This is a genomic window from Clostridium ganghwense (genome assembly GCF_026735165.1).
Classification (GTDB): domain Bacteria; phylum Bacillota; class Clostridia; order Clostridiales; family Clostridiaceae; genus Clostridium_H; species Clostridium_H ganghwense.
Genome location: NZ_JAPQES010000011.1, coordinates 1 through 21,799 on the forward strand (window position 1 = coordinate 1; position 21,799 = coordinate 21,799).

Annotated in this window: 16 protein-coding genes; 3 read left to right on the top strand and 13 right to left on the bottom strand. The window is 29.2% G+C overall.

The window, feature by feature from the left end:
• The 5 genes from OXH55_RS19365 to OXH55_RS19385 all read right to left on the bottom strand — a co-directional run.
• The coding region (locus OXH55_RS19365; protein WP_268051818.1) for an FAD-dependent oxidoreductase at nt 1-178 on the bottom strand (178 nt) is incomplete at its 3' end.
• A 338-nt stretch (nt 179-516) separates the two neighbouring features.
• A complete protein-coding gene (locus tag OXH55_RS19370; RefSeq protein ID WP_268051800.1) occupies nt 517-3,429 on the bottom strand; it encodes a DNA topoisomerase IV subunit A in 2,913 nt (970 codons plus the stop codon).
• Nucleotides 3,430-3,507: 78 nt separating this feature from the next.
• The gene (locus OXH55_RS19375; RefSeq protein ID WP_268051802.1) at nt 3,508-5,463 is read right to left on the bottom strand and encodes a DNA gyrase/topoisomerase IV subunit B; all 1,956 of its coding nucleotides are present in this window, start codon (nt 5,461-5,463) and stop codon (nt 3,508-3,510) included.
• Between the two features lie 241 nt (nt 5,464-5,704).
• Nucleotides 5,705-6,130 (bottom strand): hypothetical protein, encoded by a 426-nt coding sequence (locus OXH55_RS19380; protein WP_268051803.1) that lies wholly within the window; start codon nt 6,128-6,130, stop codon nt 5,705-5,707.
• A 167-nt stretch (nt 6,131-6,297) separates the two neighbouring features.
• The gene (locus OXH55_RS19385) at nt 6,298-7,122 is read right to left on the bottom strand and encodes a CPBP family intramembrane glutamic endopeptidase (RefSeq protein ID WP_268051805.1); all 825 of its coding nucleotides are present in this window, start codon (nt 7,120-7,122) and stop codon (nt 6,298-6,300) included.
• Nucleotides 7,123-7,507: 385 nt separating this feature from the next.
• Here OXH55_RS19385 and OXH55_RS19390 point away from each other — a divergent pair, with 385 nt between their 5' ends.
• Together OXH55_RS19390 and OXH55_RS19395 are read left to right on the top strand one after the other, a co-directional pair.
• Nucleotides 7,508-7,768 (top strand): hypothetical protein, encoded by a 261-nt coding sequence (locus OXH55_RS19390; protein WP_268051807.1) that lies wholly within the window; start codon nt 7,508-7,510, stop codon nt 7,766-7,768.
• Nucleotides 7,769-7,792: 24 nt separating this feature from the next.
• The gene (locus OXH55_RS19395) at nt 7,793-8,686 is read left to right on the top strand and encodes a polysaccharide deacetylase family protein (protein ID WP_268051808.1); all 894 of its coding nucleotides are present in this window, start codon (nt 7,793-7,795) and stop codon (nt 8,684-8,686) included.
• 77 nt (nt 8,687-8,763) lie between these two features.
• Here OXH55_RS19395 and OXH55_RS19400 read toward each other — a convergent pair whose 3' ends face one another.
• The 7 genes from OXH55_RS19400 to OXH55_RS19430 form a co-directional block, all read right to left on the bottom strand.
• Entirely contained in the window at nt 8,764-9,135 is a 372-nt protein-coding gene (locus tag OXH55_RS19400) for a DUF1667 domain-containing protein (protein WP_268051809.1), read from the bottom strand.
• Nucleotides 9,136-9,140: 5 nt separating this feature from the next.
• Complete coding sequence (locus OXH55_RS19405; protein ID WP_268051810.1) at nt 9,141-10,400, bottom strand: NAD(P)/FAD-dependent oxidoreductase; 1,260 nt, start codon at nt 10,398-10,400, stop codon at nt 9,141-9,143.
• Between the two features lie 23 nt (nt 10,401-10,423).
• Complete coding sequence (locus tag OXH55_RS19410) at nt 10,424-11,863, bottom strand: NAD(P)/FAD-dependent oxidoreductase (protein WP_268051811.1); 1,440 nt, start codon at nt 11,861-11,863, stop codon at nt 10,424-10,426.
• A gap of 210 nt (nt 11,864-12,073) precedes the next feature.
• Complete coding sequence (gene glpK, locus OXH55_RS19415) at nt 12,074-13,567, bottom strand: glycerol kinase GlpK (protein ID WP_268051812.1); 1,494 nt, start codon at nt 13,565-13,567, stop codon at nt 12,074-12,076.
• Between the two features lie 124 nt (nt 13,568-13,691).
• Nucleotides 13,692-14,396 (bottom strand): MIP/aquaporin family protein, encoded by a 705-nt coding sequence (locus OXH55_RS19420; RefSeq protein ID WP_268051813.1) that lies wholly within the window; start codon nt 14,394-14,396, stop codon nt 13,692-13,694.
• Between the two features lie 314 nt (nt 14,397-14,710).
• Nucleotides 14,711-16,378: an ABC transporter substrate binding protein gene (locus OXH55_RS19425; RefSeq protein ID WP_268051814.1), complete on the bottom strand. Its 1,668-nt coding sequence runs from the start codon at nt 16,376-16,378 to the stop codon at nt 14,711-14,713.
• Nucleotides 16,379-16,641: 263 nt separating this feature from the next.
• Nucleotides 16,642-18,315, bottom strand: a complete 1,674-nt coding sequence (locus OXH55_RS19430; protein WP_268051815.1) for an acetolactate synthase large subunit — start codon at nt 18,313-18,315, stop codon at nt 16,642-16,644.
• Nucleotides 18,316-18,768: 453 nt separating this feature from the next.
• Here OXH55_RS19430 and OXH55_RS19435 point away from each other — a divergent pair, with 453 nt between their 5' ends.
• Nucleotides 18,769-20,958, top strand: a complete 2,190-nt coding sequence (locus OXH55_RS19435; protein ID WP_268051816.1) for a GGDEF domain-containing protein — start codon at nt 18,769-18,771, stop codon at nt 20,956-20,958.
• Nucleotides 20,959-21,055: 97 nt separating this feature from the next.
• On the opposite strand, the gene OXH55_RS19440 is transcribed toward OXH55_RS19435, so the two are convergent.
• Nucleotides 21,056-21,799 (bottom strand): glucose PTS transporter subunit EIIB (locus OXH55_RS19440; protein WP_268051817.1); only part of this gene is annotated, 744 nt, incomplete at its 5' end.

The window sequence follows — 21,799 nt, forward strand, 5'->3', positions numbered from 1 at the left end:
TAAGAGTTCCTGGAACTGGGTCTTCCCCTGCGTGAACGATTCCACTATTAGCTTTACTTGTTCCTGATGCAACATCTATTTCTTTTTCTAATACACACGTTTTCAGTTTATACTTAGATAATTCTCTCGCTATAGCGCATCCAGTAACACCAGCACCTATAATTGTAATATCAAACATATTTTACCTCCTAATCACATCAAAAAAAGAGAGCATTAATTCAAAAGGGCTATATTGTTTCCCTCTAAAATTAAGGCTCTCTTATTCTCCGCCATAAATATTTAATTAATATTATTTAACATACTTTTAACACACTTTTAACATACTTTTTGTTGACAAGAACATATTATCATGTTATTAGATGTTTTGCAATATATTTCTATAAATTAACTTAATTTTTTTATATAACTCTAAAACCCAAAATAAATAATGGCATAATCTCTTGTATGATCATTAAACTTTTATGTATCTTCTGTTTAACATAAATCAACAGACAATGCCATTCTAATTTTATTAACTTATATAACCTTTAAAATATAATCGTCCAACTCTAGAAGAAGCACTCGTCCTCCTCTTCCAGCTCTATTTTGTACCTTTATATCTCTAAGCCTTATTTCTTCTTCTACATTATTTTTTGAAATTATCTTTATGCTATTTATACATTCTCTGCCTAAAGCTATTTCATCATTATTTTCTTTCCTTTGTATAAATTCTGAAAAAATCACCTCGTCATTATCTTTAAGACTAATACCTGTAACCCCACTTGCTATCTTACCCATAGTATTTATACTACTGCTCTCAAATCTGATACACATTGCATCCTTAGTTATTAATAATATATCCTTATCTTCTATATTATCACTTAATTTTACATTTATAAGATCATCTTCTTCATTTTTCAGTTTATACCCTTTAATACTTGTATATTCTCCGTCAAATTCACTTAACAAAGTTCTTTTAACATATCCATATTTACTAAAGAAAAATATACTACTCTCTTCATTAAAATTTAACACTGAAAAAACATTTATGATTTTTTCTTCTTTTTCATTAAACTCATCTACAAGCTTATTCAATTTTATTCCGCTAGACTCAATATTTTGTATTATACTTGATGAAAGCTTAAATACACTACCTTTATTACCAAATATAAGAATCTTACTTAAGGAATTAGTATGACATCCATAAAAGTTTTTATAAGCCCTTTTATTAGAAACCTTTATAAGCCCATTTTCATCAATATTTGCAACAAAAGTTTTATGATCAAATTGTTCTGTATACTGAACTTCAACAGCTTCATCAAATTTTGAAAGACTAAACAATTGAGTTCCCATTATATTTCTATCAACAATTTCAAGTTTAGGCTCATCAACACTAAACTCTAGTCCTTCTTTTGTCTTAATATTTATGTACTTCTCAGTTCTTTTTCCCTCATATAACTTAACATCAACTAATCTTTCCTCATTCTTTAATTTTAAAGCAACTAATTTAGAATAATTTGTCTCAAATTTATCTAAAGAAGTTTTCTTGATTACTCCTCTATTTGTAAAGAAGATAAATCCTTTATTTTTAGATAGTTCACTAAAAACATATACCGATATAATTTTTTCCTTATCTAAATCTAATGATCTTATTAAAGTATCCAGCTTCTCTCCTTTTTCTTTCCATTTCATTTCTGGTATTAAGGAACATTTAAGCTGATACATATTTCCCAAGTCAGTAAATATCATAAAATTATCTTTAGTATTTGAGTTAATTAGATATCTATGGAAATCTCCTTCTCTATACTCAATATCTTCAATATTGGTATTTGATCTCTTATATGATTTATCAGATATCCTTTTTATATATCCTTCATTAGACATAGTAATTACTATATCTTCTTCTAAAATTAATTCTTCTAGGTCAATTTTAGCTTCTTCATCATTGTGAATTATTTGAGTTCTTCTCTCATCACAATACTTTTTCTTTACTTCTTCAAGCTCTTTTTTTATAACCTTCAATAATTCCTTTTCACTTCCTAATATTTTTTGAAGTGCTTTAATTTGTCTCTCTAACTGTTTATACTCTTTCTCAAAAACTTTTATTTCTAATCCTGTTAACTTATATAACATAAGCTCAACTATAGCCTGTGCCTGAACTTCTGTAAATCCAAACTTATCCATAATATTTTTTTCTGAATCTTTTTTTGACTTAGAAGCTCTTATGGTTGCAATTATATCATCCATTATACCTATAGCTTTTATAAAGCCTTCTACTATGTGGAATCTCTTCATTGCAACTTCCAACTCTTTTTCTGTTCTTCTTGTTACTACATCCTTTTGATGATTAACATAATGAACTATTATAGTTTTCAACCCCATAGTTTGTGGTTTACCATCAGCTATTGCAACCATATTAAAGCTTAAATTGTACTGCAAATCCGTTCTTTTAAACAAATATTTTAACACTCTATCAATAACATCTCTATCCGCAGATTTTCTAAATTCTATTACTGCCCTTATTCCATTTCTATCTGACTCATCACGAATATCCGTTATAGATTCAAGAGCTTTTAAATGTTTTTTATCTGCAGTCATTTCTGATATATTTTGTAGAATTTTAGCTTTGTTTCTTCTATACGGAAACTCATTTATCACTATTCCATATCTATCATTTTCTAACTTTTCTATAGAAGTTTTTGCTCTTAAAGTAACTTTTCCCTCTCCAGTTTCATAAGCAGAAAGCAAAGCTTTTTCTCCTATTAAAATTCCTCCAGTAGGTAGATCTGGTCCTTTAATATATTTCATAAGACCTTCTGTAGAAATTTCATTATTATCCACACAAGCCATAGCTCCGTCAATAACTTCCCCTAGGTTATGAGGAGGTATGTTAGTTGCAAGTCCTACGGCTATACCAAAGGTTCCATTTACAAGTAAATTAGGAAATTTTGCTGGAAGTACTTTTGGCTCAAGTTCTGTGTCAGAATAATTATTTACCATTTCTACTACGTCTTTATCTATATCCTTTAACATCTCAAGGGCAATATTAGTAAGTCTTGCCTCTGTATAACGCATAGCTGCTGCATTATCCCCATCTATACTTCCCCAATTACCATGTCCATCAATAAGAGGAATTCTTGTAGCAAAATCTTGGGCTAAAATAACCATTGCATCGTATACAGAAGTATCTCCGTGTGGATGATATTTTCCTAAAATATCTCCCACTATTCTTGCAGATTTATAGTAAGGTTTATCTGGCATAGCTTTAAGTTTATAAGCTCCATATAAAATTCTTCTATGAACAGGTTTTAATCCATCTCTAACATCTGGAAGCGCCCTTTCCTTTGCAACTTCAACAGCATAAGGAAGATAATTATCTGGCATAACCTCTGCTAGTGGAACAGTTATTATATTATTATCTTTTGGTATTACTAATTGTTTCTTGGCCATTGTTTCAATTCCTTTCTTAATTATTTAGAATTCTTTTTTACATTTTAAATATTATGCCTATCATAAACTCTAAACTAATTAAAATTCCGCGTACTTATACATATAATTTCTTCTCGGACCTACCACATCCCCCATTAAAAGAGATACCATTTTCTCAGCTTTTGCTGCATCATCTATAGTAACTTGTTGAAGAGTTCTAGTTTCAGGATTTAATGTAGTTTCCCAAAGCTGATCAGGATTCATTTCTCCAAGACCCTTATATCTCTGAATTAATGCTCCTTTACCTATTTCCTTCTTTACTGATACTAATTCTTCATCACTATAAGCGTATTTTTTAATCTCTTTTCCTTTTACATTCTTATACACCTTATATAAAGGAGGTAATCCTATGTATAAGTGTCCATTTTTTATAAGAGGCCTCATATATCTGTAAATATAAGTCATCCATAGAGTTCTTATGTGATATCCATCTACATCAGCATCACTCAATATTATTATTTTGTCGTATTTTAGATCACTTTCATTATAATTATCCAAAACTCCAGTGCCTATGGCTACATTAAAAATTTTAAGTTCTTCGCTAGCTAGTACATTTTCAAGCTTTTGTTTTTCTGTATTCATTATTTTACCCTTAGAAGGCATTATTGTTTGAAATCTTCTATCCCTTGCTTGCTTTGCACTACCACCAGCTGAATCTCCCTCAACTACTATAAACTCACATACATCTGGTCTCTTCAATGTGCAAACAGATACTTTTCCCGCAAGTGGTGCTGTTCCTTTTCCTACTTTTTTTTTCTCTGCTTCATTTATTTTCTTAATTTTTTCTCTTCTCGTAGCTGCTGATACTGCATTGTTTATAATATTTGAAGCAACTTCTTTATTATCTTCAATCCAAGCACCTAATTTAGAATAAGCTAACTCATTCATTATTGTATATGCTTCATTATTGCCAAGTTTAGTTTTTGTTTGTCCTTCAAAAATTGGATTGCTTATTTTAACTCTTACTATAGCTGTTAATCCTTCTCTTACGTCATCTCCTTCAAAACCTTTATCCTTGTCTTTAACAATATTTAATTTTTTTGCCCATTCTTTAAAAGCTCTAGTCATTCCTGTTTTAAATCCAGTTTCATGTGTTCCTGACTCAGTTGTAGGTATATTATTTACATAGCTTGCTATATTCTCTGTTGTAGAATCAGTAAACTGCATGCAGACTTCTCCGTACACCTTCATTCCATTGATTTCTTTTTCTCCTTCAAAAAGTATTGGTTCTTTATGAATAGGAGTTTTGCTCTCATTTAAATAATCTATAAAATCTAAAAGTCCTCTTTCTGAATGATATTCCTTCTCTACATACTCCTCTTTCCTATTATCCACTAATACCAAAGTTATACCTTTATTTTGAAAAGCTAATTCTTGTAGCCTCTCATCTATTACATCAAATTTAAAATCTACTGTACTAAATACTTCTTTGTCAGGTTTAAAAGTTATTTTAGTTCCTGTTTCATTTGTATTTCCTATTATTTGGAGTTTTGTTACAGGAGTACCTGGCATTCTTTTATTTAACTCTTTATCAAATGCATATTCAAACCTCTGTCTATATATATCACCTTTCTGTTTTATTTCTACTTGGAGCCACTCAGACAAAGCATTAACTACTGCAGCTCCAACTCCATGAAGTCCACCAGAGGTTTTATAATTTTTATTGTCAAATTTACCTCCAGTATGCAATTCAGTGTATACCATCTCTACACCCGATTTCTTTTTAATTGGATGTATTCCTGTTGGTATACCTCTTCCATTATCTATAATAGTAACACTTTTGTCCTTATTTAAAATTACTTTTACCTTATCTCCATACCCATTAGCTATTTCATCAATTGCATTGTCAAGTATTTCCCAAATACAGTGATGAAGTCCTTTAGTTCCAGTAGAACCAATGTACATACCCGGTCTAACTCTCACTGGCTCTAATTTTTCTAAGGACGTTAAATCTGTAACATCATAAGAATTAATCTCTTTATTACCTAAGCCCATTTTTATCCTCCATAATAAATTTATATTTATATTAACCTCTATTTTGTAAAATCCAAAATAGAAACACATGTTCTCATATCTAAAAACTATATTCTATTTTACCCATTTTTTCATCCTATTACAAGTTGATTTTATTAATTTACCATAAAATCCAATAAAATTGCGTTTTTATGGTAGCATAAAAACTAGGATATGCATAAAATACATATCCTAGTTTTTATTTTTATAAAATCATTATTTTTTACTGTTGAACACTATTTTTTAATTTAATATCATCCAATTCTTCACTATTTTTATTTGTTGGAGGCAAGAAAGCTACTCCCAATCTTATAATTTGTCTTAAATTTTCATCTCGAATTTCACTTTGAAAGTCTAAAACCTCTACAGCTTCTCTTGCTAAAACTAAAGCTTTTTCCTCTTTTGTAATGTTATCTTCATCTTTATAATTAGTTTCCACATAATTAACAGCTAACGATACTGCTCTTAATATGCGTTTTACGTTATCAGTATTAGCTTCATTTACCTGTAGAAATCCTAATACTGTATAAGCTATACCAAAATAATCTTCACTGATATTTACACCTTTATCCTTAAGTAAATATACAAAATACCCTAGTCCTACTACCAATAAAACTATTAGAACATACTGCATAATTAGCTGTGTCATTTATTCCGTCCTCCCTTCTGAAAACAACTACCTACTACTATATATGCTGTTTTCATAAAAAAAGGGACATGTTAACTATACGTTTATAATATTTTTTCATACGTTTTTCATTATATTCCTAATATCTACACTTATATCAAAATATCATATTAACTCTTAAATTCATTTTAATTATTTGTGCACTTAAGTTCTCTCAATACGTTTTTACCATTTTTCCTATACCACAAGCATCCACAAATCATAATAATTGCCCCTACAATTGTTACAATTATTTGAAATATAAGCTCATTTCTAAAAGCTAGTTTTTCCATAGCCCCTGCAATCATAATACCTACAGAATTATTAATAAAATGAGCAAAAATACTTAAATATATTGATCTAGTCTTTAGATAAATAAACCCTAAAAGTATGCCTAACAAAAATGCATTTATTCCTTGAACTAAATTCATATGCACTAAAGCAAACAAAAAAGCAGAAATAATAATAGCAATTTTAGTATTCAATCTTTTAGCCATACCATTTAATATAATTCCCCTAAAAATAACTTCTTCAAATATAGGAGCTAAAACGGCAACTGTAAGTATCAAAACAATAGGTGACACTGCTAATTCTTCAAAAGCCTTTTGGATTACAGGATTCATTTTTATGTTACTAACTATTCCACCTATACTATACTCATAAAATAAACGAAATCCAACAATTATTAAGAAGGTAAAAAGGTAATATTGTAAATTTGGACTATTATATTCAAAATCTTCTTCAGATTTTTTACTAAATATTTTTAAAATAACTACTACAGATAAAAATTTAAATATTATCTCAACAATAAACCTTCCATATGGTGCTGCACTTCCTAGACTTTTTATCCACCCATTGAAAAACAAGCCTGTCTCTCCTATAAAAAATGAAATAATTATAATTAGTATTGCTTTAAAAATTCCAATTTTATTAATGCTTATTTTTCCACTTTCTATACTTTTTAAAAAATTCATGTTTCTGCCTCCTAAATAATTGCAATTTATAGTTTAACTCTTCTATAAAAATTATATTAATTAACCCTTAAATGCAGATTAAACACACCTTAAATTTAACTTAAATTTACATAAAACAATAAATATCCAAACAATAAAATCAGAAATATTCTTGTAGTAAATGATATTTGAATAAAAATCAAAGTAGTTAATGATAAAAATAATGATAAAAAATCACAAAAATAATAAATAAGAGAAAAACAAAGAAATACTTGATAATAAGCTAATTACTTTGTTTTTCCCTTATTATCTCGCTGAATTGTTACACTATTGTAACTTTACTTTATAGTAAAATATTATATAATATTGTCGTAAACATAAGAATTTTATAAAAGGAGACGGAATTATGCGAAATAGAAAATTGAGACGAAAGACGCGATCAATAAATATAATCTTAACAAGCTCTATAACCATTATTGCACTATTTATTAACTTTTTTAATGGTCCAAAGCTTAAAGAATATAACGCTCAAAATAACACATTAAAGAATGAATTACAAGCATTGAAAGAAACAAACAGTTCTCTGACTTCTGAGAATAGTAAATTAACTAAAAATCATTCTGAAATCGAAAAAAAAATAATTGAATTAACAAAGATAGCAAAATAATACTAAGGGATGGATGGTACTAGAATGAGAAGAAGAAAATCAGGTTCAAAACTAATAAGATTAATTGAATTTATTTTATTTGGTGCATTAATATTTTCACTTTCAAATATGATTATGGCACAAGCAAAAATTATGAAAGTGAAAAGCGAAAATAGTAAATTAACACAAGCAATAGATGAAATAAAAAATTCTAATGAAAAGCTAACTGAAAAAAATGAAGTATTGCAAACTACTATTATTGAGAAAAAAGATTTATATGCTGAAAAAATGAAAGATGTAAAAATAGCTTACTTAACTTTTGATGATGGACCATCAAAAAATACTTTAGATATACTAAAAGTATTAAAAGATTATAATGTAAAAGCAACTTTTTTTGTGAATGGTCATAAAAGTTTAACACATTTATATAAAAAAATCGCTAAAGATGGACATGCTATAGCTAATCACACATACAGCCATGATTATCCAACTATTTATAAATCAGTTGCTAATTTTAAAAATGATGTAAAAAAATTAGATAGCTTTATAACTGAAATTACTGGAAATGAACCTAATCATATTCTAAGATACCCTGGCGGTTCTAACAATACTATTAGTCGTAAACATGGTGGTAAAAATATAATGAAAGATATATTAAAAGCCATGGATGAAGAAGGTTACGTATACTTTGATTGGAATGTAGATTCTACAGATGCATCAAAATATCGTCAAGATAAAGATAAAATTGTAAGCTCAGTATTAAGCCAAAGTAAACGTGCAAGAAATGGGAAAGCCGTTATTTTAATGCATGATTTAGGTCCAAAAATAACAACTGTACAAGCCTTACCTGAAATTATAACTGGCCTTAGAGAACAAGGATTTATTTTTGATGTAATATCAAAAGACACATATAAAACTCAATTTACAAAAATAAAATAATTATAACTTTTATATAAACACAGAGAGCACCTACACTCAAGTAGATGCTCTCTGTAAATTATTTATATTTTAATTCTTCATTTAATTGCTTTCTCGATTTTTTTTGTGGCAACTACATTAACACCTGTTCCTGCTGTATTTTCAACTATTATATCGCCAATTTCTATTGGAGCTTTTACAATTATACCCTTTAAGTCTTTAATACATTCAAATATTTTTTCTTTAGGTATATCTTTTTGAGTTTTAACAGATAGTATATCTACTTCTCCTTCTAAAACTGGTACTGAAGAAGTTACTATTCTTGTTGGATTTGTACACTCTTTTTCAGCATAATTTTTGCCTTTAATGCATATATTACCTTGCACATTTATAACTTTTCCATTTCTAATTTCAACTTCTAAACTACATCCCACAGGACATCCTATACAAGTTAATTCTCTCACAGCCATATATTCTACTCCCCTTCCACTTTTACAGTAATTGTTTTACACTCACAGTATTTATCAAGCATAGCTTTTGTAAGTTTTACTGTTTCCATTTCTCCTGGAGTTAAAATTCTCTTCTTTATATGCATTTCTCGTTTATTATCAAAATAAACAGAAATATAACTATCCTTATATACGCCTCCTACTCTAAATCTAACATCTACAACCTTGTCTATATTTTTAGGATTTATCTTTTTAGGTACAGTATATCTAACACCATCTGTTCCAATTAATTCTACTGATTCACCTTCAACTTTTTTTTCATTTATATAATTAGCAGCGTTTTTACCAGCATTGTAGCTCTCTTCTGTAACATAGTCTACTAAATCATGTACATGCAGTACATTCCCACAGGAAAATATTCCCTCTATATTAGTTTGCATGCTTTCATTTACCTCTGCTCCACCTGTTATATTTGAAAGCTTAACTCCAACATTTCTAGAAAGTTCATTTTCTGGAATAAGACCAACAGACAGTAATAAGGTATCACATTTTATATGCTCCTCTGTTCCTTTTATAGGTTTTAAATTTTTATCAACCTTTGCAATAGTTACTCCTTCAACTCTATCTTTACCTTCTATATTTGTTATAGTATGAGATAATTTTAATGGTATATCAAAGTCATCTAAACATTGAGCAATATTTCTCTTAAGTCCACTTGAATAAGGCATAAGTTCTACTACCGCTTTAACTTCTGCACCTTCTAATGTCATTCTTCTTGCCATTATAAGCCCAATATCTCCTGATCCTAATATTACAACTTCTTTTCCCGGCATATATCCTTTGATATTTACAAACTTTTGAGCTGTACCAGCAGCATATATTCCAGCAGCCCTACTTCCTGGTATATTTATTGCTCCTCTAGGTCTTTCTCTACAACCCATAGCAAGTATTACAGCTTTAGCTTTTATTTCAATTATTCCCTCTTCCTTATTTACAGCTGTTATAACTTTATCTTTATCTAGATTAATTACCATTGTATTTAATTTATATGGTATTTTCATTTCTTTAACTTTATCTATAAATCTCTGAGCATATTCTGGACCTGTTAACTCTTCTTTAAAAATATGAAGACCAAATCCATTATGAATGCATTGATTAAGTATTCCTCCAAGTTTATTATTTCTTTCTAGTATTAATATATTATCTATTCCTTCTTCTTTAGCTTGTATAGCTGCTGCAAGCCCCGCTGGTCCTGCACCAATTATAACTATATCATATTGCTGCATTTAAACTCCTCCCCTCTTTATTATTAAATATTATCTTTTGGTTTTCCTACCAATACATTAGATTTACCTCCAAACTTAGTTACTTCTGTATGAGATATTCCTAGCTCTCTCACCAAAATATCTACTAGTTTCGTAGAACAAAATCCTGATTGACATCTTCCCATTCCAGCTCTTGTTCTTCTTTTTATTCCATCTAATGTTGTAGCACCTAATGGTCTTTTTATAGCATTTACTATTTCTCCTTCAGTAACAGTTTCACATCTGCAAACTATTTTACCGTAAGCAGCATCTTTAGCAATAAGAGTCTTTCTGTCCTCATTATTCATTTCTCTAAATTTTGGAATGGCTTTTCTTATAGGGTTAAACTTATCATTCTTTTCTGGTGCTAATTTTTCTAAGATAATATTACTAACCATTTCAGCTATAGCTGGTGCACTGGTTAATCCTGGTGATTCAATCCCTGCAGCATTTATAAAATTTTTAGCGTCTTCTACTTCTCCTATAATAAAATCTCCGTCTACTTCATGCGCTCTAAGTCCTGTAAATGAAGTTATAACCTGTTTCATAGGAATTTCTTTTATAGTAAGCTTAGCTTTTTCTAACACATCATCTATTCCTTCTCGTGTTGTATCTTTATTGCCTTTATCATCCATCTCTATAGAAGTTGGTCCTATAAGTAAATTTCCATCTACTGTTGGTGTAACCAATACTCCTTTCCCCATCTTAGTTGGAAGCTGAAATAATGTTCTTGATGCCATACTTCCTACAGCCTTGTCAAATAAACAATACTCACCTTTTCTTGGAATTATATTAATTTTTCTCTTACTCACCATATTATTTAAATTATCTGCAAATAATCCTGCTGCATTTATAACTATTTTAGTTTCTATCTCTCCTTTATTGGTTTTAATAATATACTTATTTTTTCTTTTATCAACTCCTTCTACTTTTGTATTAAATTTAAATTCTACACCATTTGTACATGCGTTTTCTGCAAGAGCAATTGTAAGTTCGTATGGACAAACAATTCCTCCTGTTGGCAATCTTAATGCTGCTACAACTTTATCTGATAAATTTGGTTCTAATTTTATAACTTCTTCTCTATTTAGTATTTCCATTGTATCAGGAACACCATTTCTAAGTCCGCGCTGTCTCATTTCTTCTAATTTGTGTATATCTTTTTTATCAAAACATAACACTAAAGATTCATTTCTCTTAAATGGAAAATCCAATTCTTCTTTTAATTTATCATATAGTTCATTTCCTCTAACATTTAACTTGGCTTTAAGAGTTCCTGTAACAGGATCCTCCCCTGCATGAACAATACCGCTGTTAGCCTTACTTGTACCACTAGCAACATCTACTTCCTTTTCTAACACACAGGTTTTTAATTTATATTTGGATAGTTCTCTAGCAATTGCACACCCTGTTACTCCCGCTCCTACAATTGTAATATCATACATAATACTGATACTCCCCCTTTATAATAAAAAAAACTCTTAATTTGAATGGTACTGTTACCATTTAAATTAAGGCTCTCCTATTCTCCGCCTATTCAATATTTTATTTTATCTTATAAATACTTCTATTGTTGATATAACATAATAAAGTTGGAAACTGGCTATAACTAAATAGCCAGTTTTCAAGTCAAGTACTAAATGAATATTTCGTTTTTATTTATTTTCCCATTCTAAAGATCTATTCACTGCTTTATGCCATCCTGTAAGTAATTCTTTGCTCTTTTCTTCAACCATTGCAGGATCAAAAGTTCTTGATATTGCCCAATTTTTTGTTACATCTTCTCTATCCTTCCAGTATCCTACTGCAAGTCCTGCTAAGTAAGCTGCTCCCAGCGCAGTAGTTTCTATTACTTCTGGTCTTTGAACCTTTACCCCTAAAACATCTGATTGGAATTGCATTAAGAAATTATTTGCACATGCTCCTCCATCTACTTTTAATTCTTTAAGCTCTATTCCTGAGTCTTCCTCCATAGCTTTTAATACATCATATGTCTGATATGCCATTGATTCTAACGCCGCTCTTATAATATGCTCTTTTTTAGCTCCTCTTGTAAGACCAACTATTGTACCTCTTGCATACTGATCCCAATATGGCGCTCCAAGTCCAACAAAAGCTGGTACTAGATAAACTCCATTTGTATTTTCTACTGCTTCAGCATATTTTTCTGATTCTGGAGAATCTTTTATCATCCTAAGTTCATCTCTTAACCATTGAATTACAGCTCCTCCTATAAATATACTTCCTTCTAGAGCATATTCTACCTTATCTGAAGTACTAGCTGCTATAGTTGTAAGTAATCCATTTTTAGAATCAACTGCTTTTTCTCCTGTATTCATTAATAAGAAACAACCTGTTCCATAAGTATTTTTTGCCATACCTGCTTTAAAACACGCTTGCCCAAATAGAGCTGCCTGTTGATCTCCTGCAACTCCTGCTATTGGGATTGCTGTTCCAAAAATATCTATATCTGTTTCACCATATACATAACTAGATGGTTTAACTTCTGGAAGCATTGATTTTGGTATATCTAAAGCCTTTAAAAGTTCTTCATCCCATTTTAATTCATGTATATTAAACAACATAGTTCTTGAAGCATTGGTATAATCTGTTACATGCACTTTACCTTTTGTTAAATTCCAAATTAGCCATGTATCTATATTACCAAATAATAAGTTACCTTTTTGAGCTTCTTCTCTAGCTCCTTCAACATTATCTAATATCCATTTAATTTTTGTTCCTGAAAAATATGCATCCAAAATCAAGCCTGTCTTTTCTCTAATATCTTTATCTAAACCTTTGGCCTTTAATTGATCACAAGTTTGAGCTGTCCTTCTACATTGCCACACTATAGCATTATATATAGGTTTGCCTGTTTTCTTATTCCATACTACTGTTGTTTCTCTCTGATTTGTAATCCCTATCCCTGCAATATCTTTACTTGTTATATGAGCTTTAGCAAGAGCTTCACTTGCTACACCTATTTGAGTTCCCCATATTTCCATAGGATTGTGCTCAACCCATCCAGCTTTTGGATATATCTGTTCAAATTCTTTTTGTGATACACTTACAATTTCTCCTTTTTCATCAAATATTATACATCTTGAACTTGTTGTTCCTTGATCCAATGCCATTATATACTTTTTCATAGTTAACCACCCTTCCATTTCAAACGTTTACACAACGTCAATGTATTTAAAATTAATAAAAAATATTATACCTTGTTAATAATCTTTAAAATTCATATAGACTATTTTCCTCTTCTTAACTATTTTAGAATACAGCTACAAATACTAATGCTCCTAAGATTCCTCCAATAACAGGACCAACAACTGGTATCCATGCATATCCCCAATCTGAATCTCCTTTTCCTGCTATAGGTAAAATAGCATGTGCTATACGAGGACCTAAATCTCTAGCTGGATTTATTGCATACCCTGTAGGACTACCTAATGAAAGACCTATAACAAATATAAGTAGACCAACTGCTATTGCACTAATTCCTGCTACCATTTCTGCTTGACCTAAACCTAATAATCCAAATACTAACATTGCTGTACCTAAAATCTCACATAAAAAATTTGCTTTACTATCTCTAATAGCTGGTGCTGTACAGAATACTCCAAGTTTTGTAGCCTTATCTTCAGTTGCTTCCCAGTGAGGTAAGTAAGTTAACCATACTAATGCTCCTCCTACAATTCCACCTAACATTTGTGCAACTATATAAGGCACAACTTCACTCCATGCAAAATTACCAATAACTGCATTAGCTATAGTAACAGCTGGATTTATATGAGCTCCACTTATAGCTCCAAAAATATAAACAGGAATTGCAACAGCTATTCCCCATGCAGCAGTTACAACTATCCATCCACCATTCTGTCCTTTACATTTGTTAAGTGAAACACTGGCAACTACTCCATCGCCTAACCATACCAAAATCATGGTTCCTAAAAATTCTGCCATAAAATGTGACATTAAAATTCCTCCTTTTGATAAAATTTTATAAATATATAAATTTATATATTTATTTCTGAATAACTTTTTATGAAATCTGTTTTTTACAACTTCTCTTTAGTAATTCAATAAATCCTATGTATCTAACCCCTATCTTATTACTATATTTTATTTATTTTTATTCTATATACCTTACTTTTAATCAAGTACCCTTTACATCATTTTAACTCTTTTGTAAATTTTTAGCAATACTTTTTAAAATTATTAGAGCCAGAAATTTATTCTGACTCTAATACATCTTAATCTATATTTTACATATTAATTTTTAATAATATTTAGTAATTATCATTACTTTTTATTCGTTTTTTGTCTCTATACATTTCAGTATCAGCAGTTTTAATAAGAGTATCTATGTCAACTGGGTTTATAGGATCAAATTCAGCAATACCCCTGCTTATACTAATGGTATACTTTATATATTCACTGGTATTATGCTTTATAATTTTTTCATCAATATTTTTTAAAATATCCCTAGCTGATTTCAAATCAGTTCTAGGAAAAATAATTAAAAATTCATCTCCACCAAGTCTACATAAAATATCTGATTTCCGCAATGAATCGCTAATAATTCGGCAGGTTGCTTTAATTAATTTATCTCCTTCGTGATGACCATAGGTATCATTTACAAGTTTTAGATAATTAATATCAATAAAACAAACTGTCACTTTAAAATATTTATCATTTTTACCACTAAACTCTAATTGTTTTTCTAATAATTCTAGCCCAGCTCTCCTATTTAACACACCTGTTAATGTATCTATAGTAGCATGAACTTTTAATTTTTTCTCAATTATACTTTTTCTTATAATGATTCCTAATAAAATAATAACTAATGAAAACATACTTCCAAGTAAGACATATTTATATTTTACTAAAAATGAAGTGGGCTTATTTATAATATAACTTTCCATAGGAAGTTTATTTAAATCTATATGAAATTGTTTAAGTTTTGTATAATCAAACATATACTTATTAATATTTTCTTTTACTACCGGTATATCTTGGGGATTCCTTCCATTTACAATATCTAACATTAATTTCCCAGCTACTTCTCCTTGTCTTTCACCATTAGTTAGCATTCCCCCAACTATACCATGACCTAAATACACATCCCACGCTCCATAGATTGGAACATTTGATTTTTCGGAAATTAAATGAGCACTTTCCTCATATGAAAATATATTATTACATTTATCTACATTAAAAGACATTAATAAAATTATATTATCTTTAGATAATTTAGAAACGCTTTCTCTAATATCAGACATATTCATATCTTCAAAAAATATAAAATTTACTTTTTTATTAAATTGGGGCATTATTTCATCTAATAGTCTTTTATTCGACTTACCTGTTGAAGTTTTATCATTGATAATTATAATATTCTTTGTTTTTACATTCTGTTCTAATGCAATCTCTATTGTTCTTTTTACATTAGTTATTGAAATTACTCCTGTAAATAATTCTTTATTATTCAAACTATAAGCTTCCAAATGATCAACTCCACAAAACACTACTGGAACTTGGGGAAATATTTTTTTATGGTATTTTAAAATAAAATTATATGCATCATCATCTGAAACTATAATTCCATCAAATTGTTTATTTTTATATTTCTCTTCGAGTAACCTATGCATTTTTTCAACATAATTAGGATTACTATTTCTTTTAGTATCCATATAATCAAAATAAAATTCTACTTCTTTATTATTTTTAAATACTGTTTTTATACCTTTTTCAATATCATCAGTCCACTTTAAACCATGATGATATGAATTTATGACCAATATTTTTTTCTTCTCTTTTCTAATATTTTCTGCATAACTAACATCATTTATACTTATAAGTATAAATACTAATACGACTAAGAATATACTTAAATAAACTTTCATTTTCTTATTTAAAGTATTATTCCTAAATTGAAAATTTACAAATTTTATCATTTTTCCTCCTTTTTATTTTTCAAGGATAATGAACAGGTAATTTAACTTATACAGCTATTGTTTATAATTGTTTATTCGAAATATCTCTTATTTTCTTTAATTTTTCCTTAGCTAATATACCATGTTTCTTAAATATGTAATTTAACTACTACTTGTCTACTCAAATATTGTTTACGTTATATCTTTATACACTTTATATCAATTATATCTTAGTTATTCAAAATAAAAAAACATCCGCAAAAATCTGCGGATGTTTTTTTATTTTACTTCAATTCTTTTTCTTTAAGCTGATTAGTTAATTTCAAATTTTCATTATAATCAACACTACAATCGATTATTGCAGGAACATTTTGGGCTAAGGCTTCTTTTAAGATAGGTGCTAAATCTTCTGCTTTAGTTACTCTATACCCTTTAAGTCCCATAGCTTCAGCATATTTCACAAAATCAGGATTTGTGAAATCAACATAAACAGGCTCTCCAAACTGTTCTTCCTGCTTCCACTTTATAAGTCCGTAATTAGAATCATTAAAAATTAAAGTTACAAACGGTGTACCAATTCTAAGAGCAGTTTCCAACTCTTGACTATTCATCATAAATCCACCGTCTCCTGTTACAGCTACGACTTTCTTGTCAGGGTTTACCAATTTTGCAGCAACAGCTCCAGGAATTGCAATACCCATTGAGGCAAAACCATTTGAAATTATACATGTATTAGGTTTTAAACAATGATAGTGTCTAGCTATCCACATTTTATGAGCTCCAACATCAGATATAACTATATCATCTTCTCCCATAACTTGACGTAAATCATATAGCATTTTTTGAGGCTTCATTGGAAAACTAGTGTCATCAGCATAAGATTCATAGTCAGCTGCAAGTTTAGCCTTTATATCTAATACATGTTTAGGTATAGTTTCGTGACGACTTGAACGTCTTGTTATTTCATATATAGAATCAGATATATCACCTACAACTTCAACTTTAGGTATATAACATTTGTTAATTTCTGCTTTACCAGCACCAATATGTATTATTTCAATATCTCCATTTGGATTCCATTTTTTAGGAGCGTATTCAATTATATCATATCCTACTGCAACTACTAAATCTACTTTTTCAAAAATACGGTTTACAAAATCACGCTGTGCAAGGCCAATACTCCAAAGTGATAGCGGATGATTATATGGTATTATTCCTTTTCCCATAAAAGTATTAGCTATAGGAATATTAAGTCTATTTACCATATCTAATAAAGCAGCACTAGCATTAGCTCTTATTGCACCATTCCCAGCAAGGATAACAGGATTCTTAGCTCTTGAAATTGCAATAGCAGCTTTTTCAATGCTATTATAAGCAGCAAAGCTTGTTTCCATAGTTCCATGTTTTAATGGTCTACCCTCAGCAGGCATAGCAGCAATATTTTGAGGTAAATCTATATGAACAGCTCCAGGCTTTTCACAAGATGCCATTTTAAATGCTTTTCTTATAATTTCAGGAGCTGTATCTGGTCGTACTACTTGTCTATTCCATTTAGTTACTGGAGCAAACATGGAAACAAGATCCAAATATTGATGTGATTCTACATGCATTCTATCTGTACCTGCTTGTCCTGTTATAGCTACAAGTGGAGCACCATCAAGATTAGCATCTGCAACTCCCGTCATCAAGTTAGTTGCACCTGGTCCTAAAGTTGAAAGACATACTCCTGGTCTTCCAGTCAAACGACCATATACATCAGCCATAAAAGCAGCACCTTGTTCATGACGGGTAGTAATAAAGTTTATTGGTGAGTCCTTCAGTGCATTCATAAATGTAAGGTTTTCCTCACCTGGTATACCAAACATATATTCTACACCTTCATTTTCTAAACATTTAATCATTAATTCTGCTGTGTTATACTTTTTTTTACAATTTTCTAAGTCTTGTTCTTTTTTCATGATTTTCCTCCTCTGTAAAAGAAAATGTGAAATTTTCATACATGATAGCATATTAAATTGATAAATTCAACACTAAGTAATTTTAAATTTCTAAATTACTTACATAAATTTGAATTCATTAATATTGTTTTGCAAGATTAATTAAAAGTCTTACATTACACTAAATATTTTACCTCTTTATTCATCAAAAATAGCTATTTTCAGAATTATTAAATAACTAATCTTGCATATAATTTAATTTTAAAAATAAATTTTTGCATTAAAAATTTTTCATATTTTATATATTCTCATGTTATTTTATTATATAACATTTTCTCGATTTAATAATCTTTTATAATATCAAAATTAAGTGTATAATAAATAAGATAAGTTTCAACAAATTACCTTGATAAAAATACTAAATGTGAGGTGAACATCATAAAAAGAAATATTAAATTACTAAGAACATTTTTTGTGATATTATTTTTATTAGTGTTTATTAGTGGAACTTTTATTTTTCACTATCAAAAACAAAAACTTTTTGAAATAAAAAAATTAACCATGAAAACTACTACTGAAGAGTATTCTAACTTCATTGAAAGTCAGATTACTACACTAAAAGTTTTATTAATAAATACTTCTGAGTTAATCTCCCATCTACCTATGAGTAACTTATCAAATTCAGAGGATGACCTTTCTAAAATTTTTTCTAATACTAAAAATTCTTTAACCCTTCTAAGTTCGATTTATTTTGTTGAATTCACTGATGGTACTGCATATAGTAATTCAGGTATGCATAATGTTATTGAAGAGTCACATGTTGATCTTAGAAAAAGAAAATGGTACAAGTCTGCTATGAATTCTGATGAAGTTTTAATCAGTAATGTTTATAATAATATTAATAATAATAAACCAGTTATAACTATGTCTTATAAAGTTAAATCTGGAGATAGAATTCTAGGTGTACTTGCAGCAGATATTTTTCTAGAAGATTTTAATAAAGAATTTGATCTTTTTACCAAGTCACATAATCTTAATTTCTATCTTATAGATCCAATTGGAACAATTATAGCCCATGAATCAAAAGGATTAATTGGTCATAATATGACAAATCTTCAGTTAAAACTTTTTAAAAATGTACAGCATGTTGATGCTGAGTCACTAAATAATTATATAAAATTATGGATGGATCAATTTTCCAATAAAAAATCTGGAATAGTATCTTACAAAGATTTTACAGGTGATGAAATACATGCTTCCTTTAAAAAAATTGAAACATTAAATTGGACATTAGTGTGTAAAACACAAGAAAGTTTACTAATTGAGGAAACTTTAAAATATTCACGCAAACCATTTCTTATAGAATTTATCTCATTTACCACATTGGCTATTATAAGTTATAAACTATTTAAAAAGAATTACTATATAGACAAACTCACAGGAGTTTTCAATAAAAATTATCTTATAAGTACACTGAAAGATAGGAAAAAATTATTAGATGAACAACATATATTGTTTGTTAATATTAACAATTTCTCCTTAATTAACGGTAAATATGGGGGCCATATTGGAGATTTAGTTTTGAAAGAGTTATCAGAGATAATTACTCGTTATATTGGTGCAGAATGTGATACTTCACGCTTGGAATCAGATAACTTTCTATGCCTTTTCAAAGAAAATATGTGGGAAAAATCCATTCAAAGTTCTAAACTACTACATTCAAAGGTAAAAAAACTTAATATTAACACTAATGAATTATCAATAAATGTTAATGTATTTATGGGACTAATTAACATAAAAAAAACACAGCTTAAAGATCCTAAAACATCCATATTCTTAATTGAAAGCATTATTAAAGAACTACATCATAAAAGTATCTCTGATTTAATTGTTTGTCCAAGCATTGACCATATAATTAAGAATAAAAAAGATATTAATGAAAAACTGAAATTTTTGATAGATGTTATTAATGAGGATAAATTAGTTCCTTTCTTCCAGCCTATAGTAGATTTAGATACTATGTTAATTCGTAAATACGAAATATTAATGAGGATAGATAACGGAAATGAATACCTGTCCCCCTACCCATATATCATTTTGGCAGAAGAAAACAATATGATTAGTAATGTAGATTTGATTGTTACAGAAAAAGCTCTCTATTATAAATCAATAGTTGATAAACAAGATAATCTTGAATTTTCTATAAACCTTTCAGGTAGAGAATTAGAAAATAAAGAACATATAAATAAAGTTATAGAACTTGTTGATAAACACAATATATCTCACAAAAATATTATATTTGAAATTACAGAAACTCAACATATAGAAAATATTATCGAAGTTTCAAACTTAGTTAAAGAAATAAAAAATCTTGGCTTTAAATTTTCTATTGACGACTTTGGTACTGGTTTTTCATCTATGCAGTACTTAAAATTATTACCAGTAGACTACATTAAAATTGATGGCTCTTTCATAAAGGATATTCTTGATAAAGAGGAAAATGAACATTTAGTTAAATCTATGGTAAATATGGCTAGAGCATACAAAGTTAAGGTAGTAGCAGAATTTGTTGAAAACGAGGCTATTCTCAATAAAATTAAAGAACTTGGAATAGACTATGGACAAGGATATTTTATTGGAAAGCCTAACAAAGAATTTCTATAGAATAAAAAAACACTAGCATACGCTAGTGTTTTTTTATTTATTTATTTATTTAATACTTACAATGTAATCTTGTCCTATTTTATAAATTATCTACAAATTACTTTCCAGACATAACATCTTTAATTTGACCCTTTAATTGATCTGATTTCGGTCCAAAGATAGCTTGTATATTATTTCCTATTTCCATAACACCTGCAGCACCTAATCTCTTAAGTTCTTCTTTATCTACACTTGCAATATCATTTACACTTACACGAAGACGAGTTATACATGCATCTAACTTGCTTATATTTTCTTTTCCACCAAGTGCTTTTAATACTGCTGTAGCAAGTTCCCCATCTTTAACATTGGCAGTTGCTGTTGCAACTTGTTCATCTTCACGACCTGGAGTCTTAAGATTCCACTTTCTGATTGCAAAACGGAATCCGAAGTAGTAAATTACAGCTAATGCTAATCCTACAGGAATTACTAACCACCATGATGTACGATTTGGCATTATACCAAATAAGATATAGTCAATAACTCCACCTGAGAATGTCATACCTATTTTAATATTTAAAAGATGCATTGTCATAAATGATAATCCTGCAAAGATACAGTGAATTCCGAATAACGCTGGTGCTACGAATAAGAATGAAAACTCAATTGGTTCTGTAATACCTGTTAAGAAAGAAGTTAATGCTGCTGATGCTAAGATACCTGCTGCAAGAGTTCTCTTTTCAGGTTTTGCTTCATGATACATTGCTAATGCTGCTGCTGGAAGTCCAAACATCATGAATGGGAATTTACCAGTCATAAATGTTCCTGCTGTAAATGGTACTCCATCCTTTAATTGAGCAAA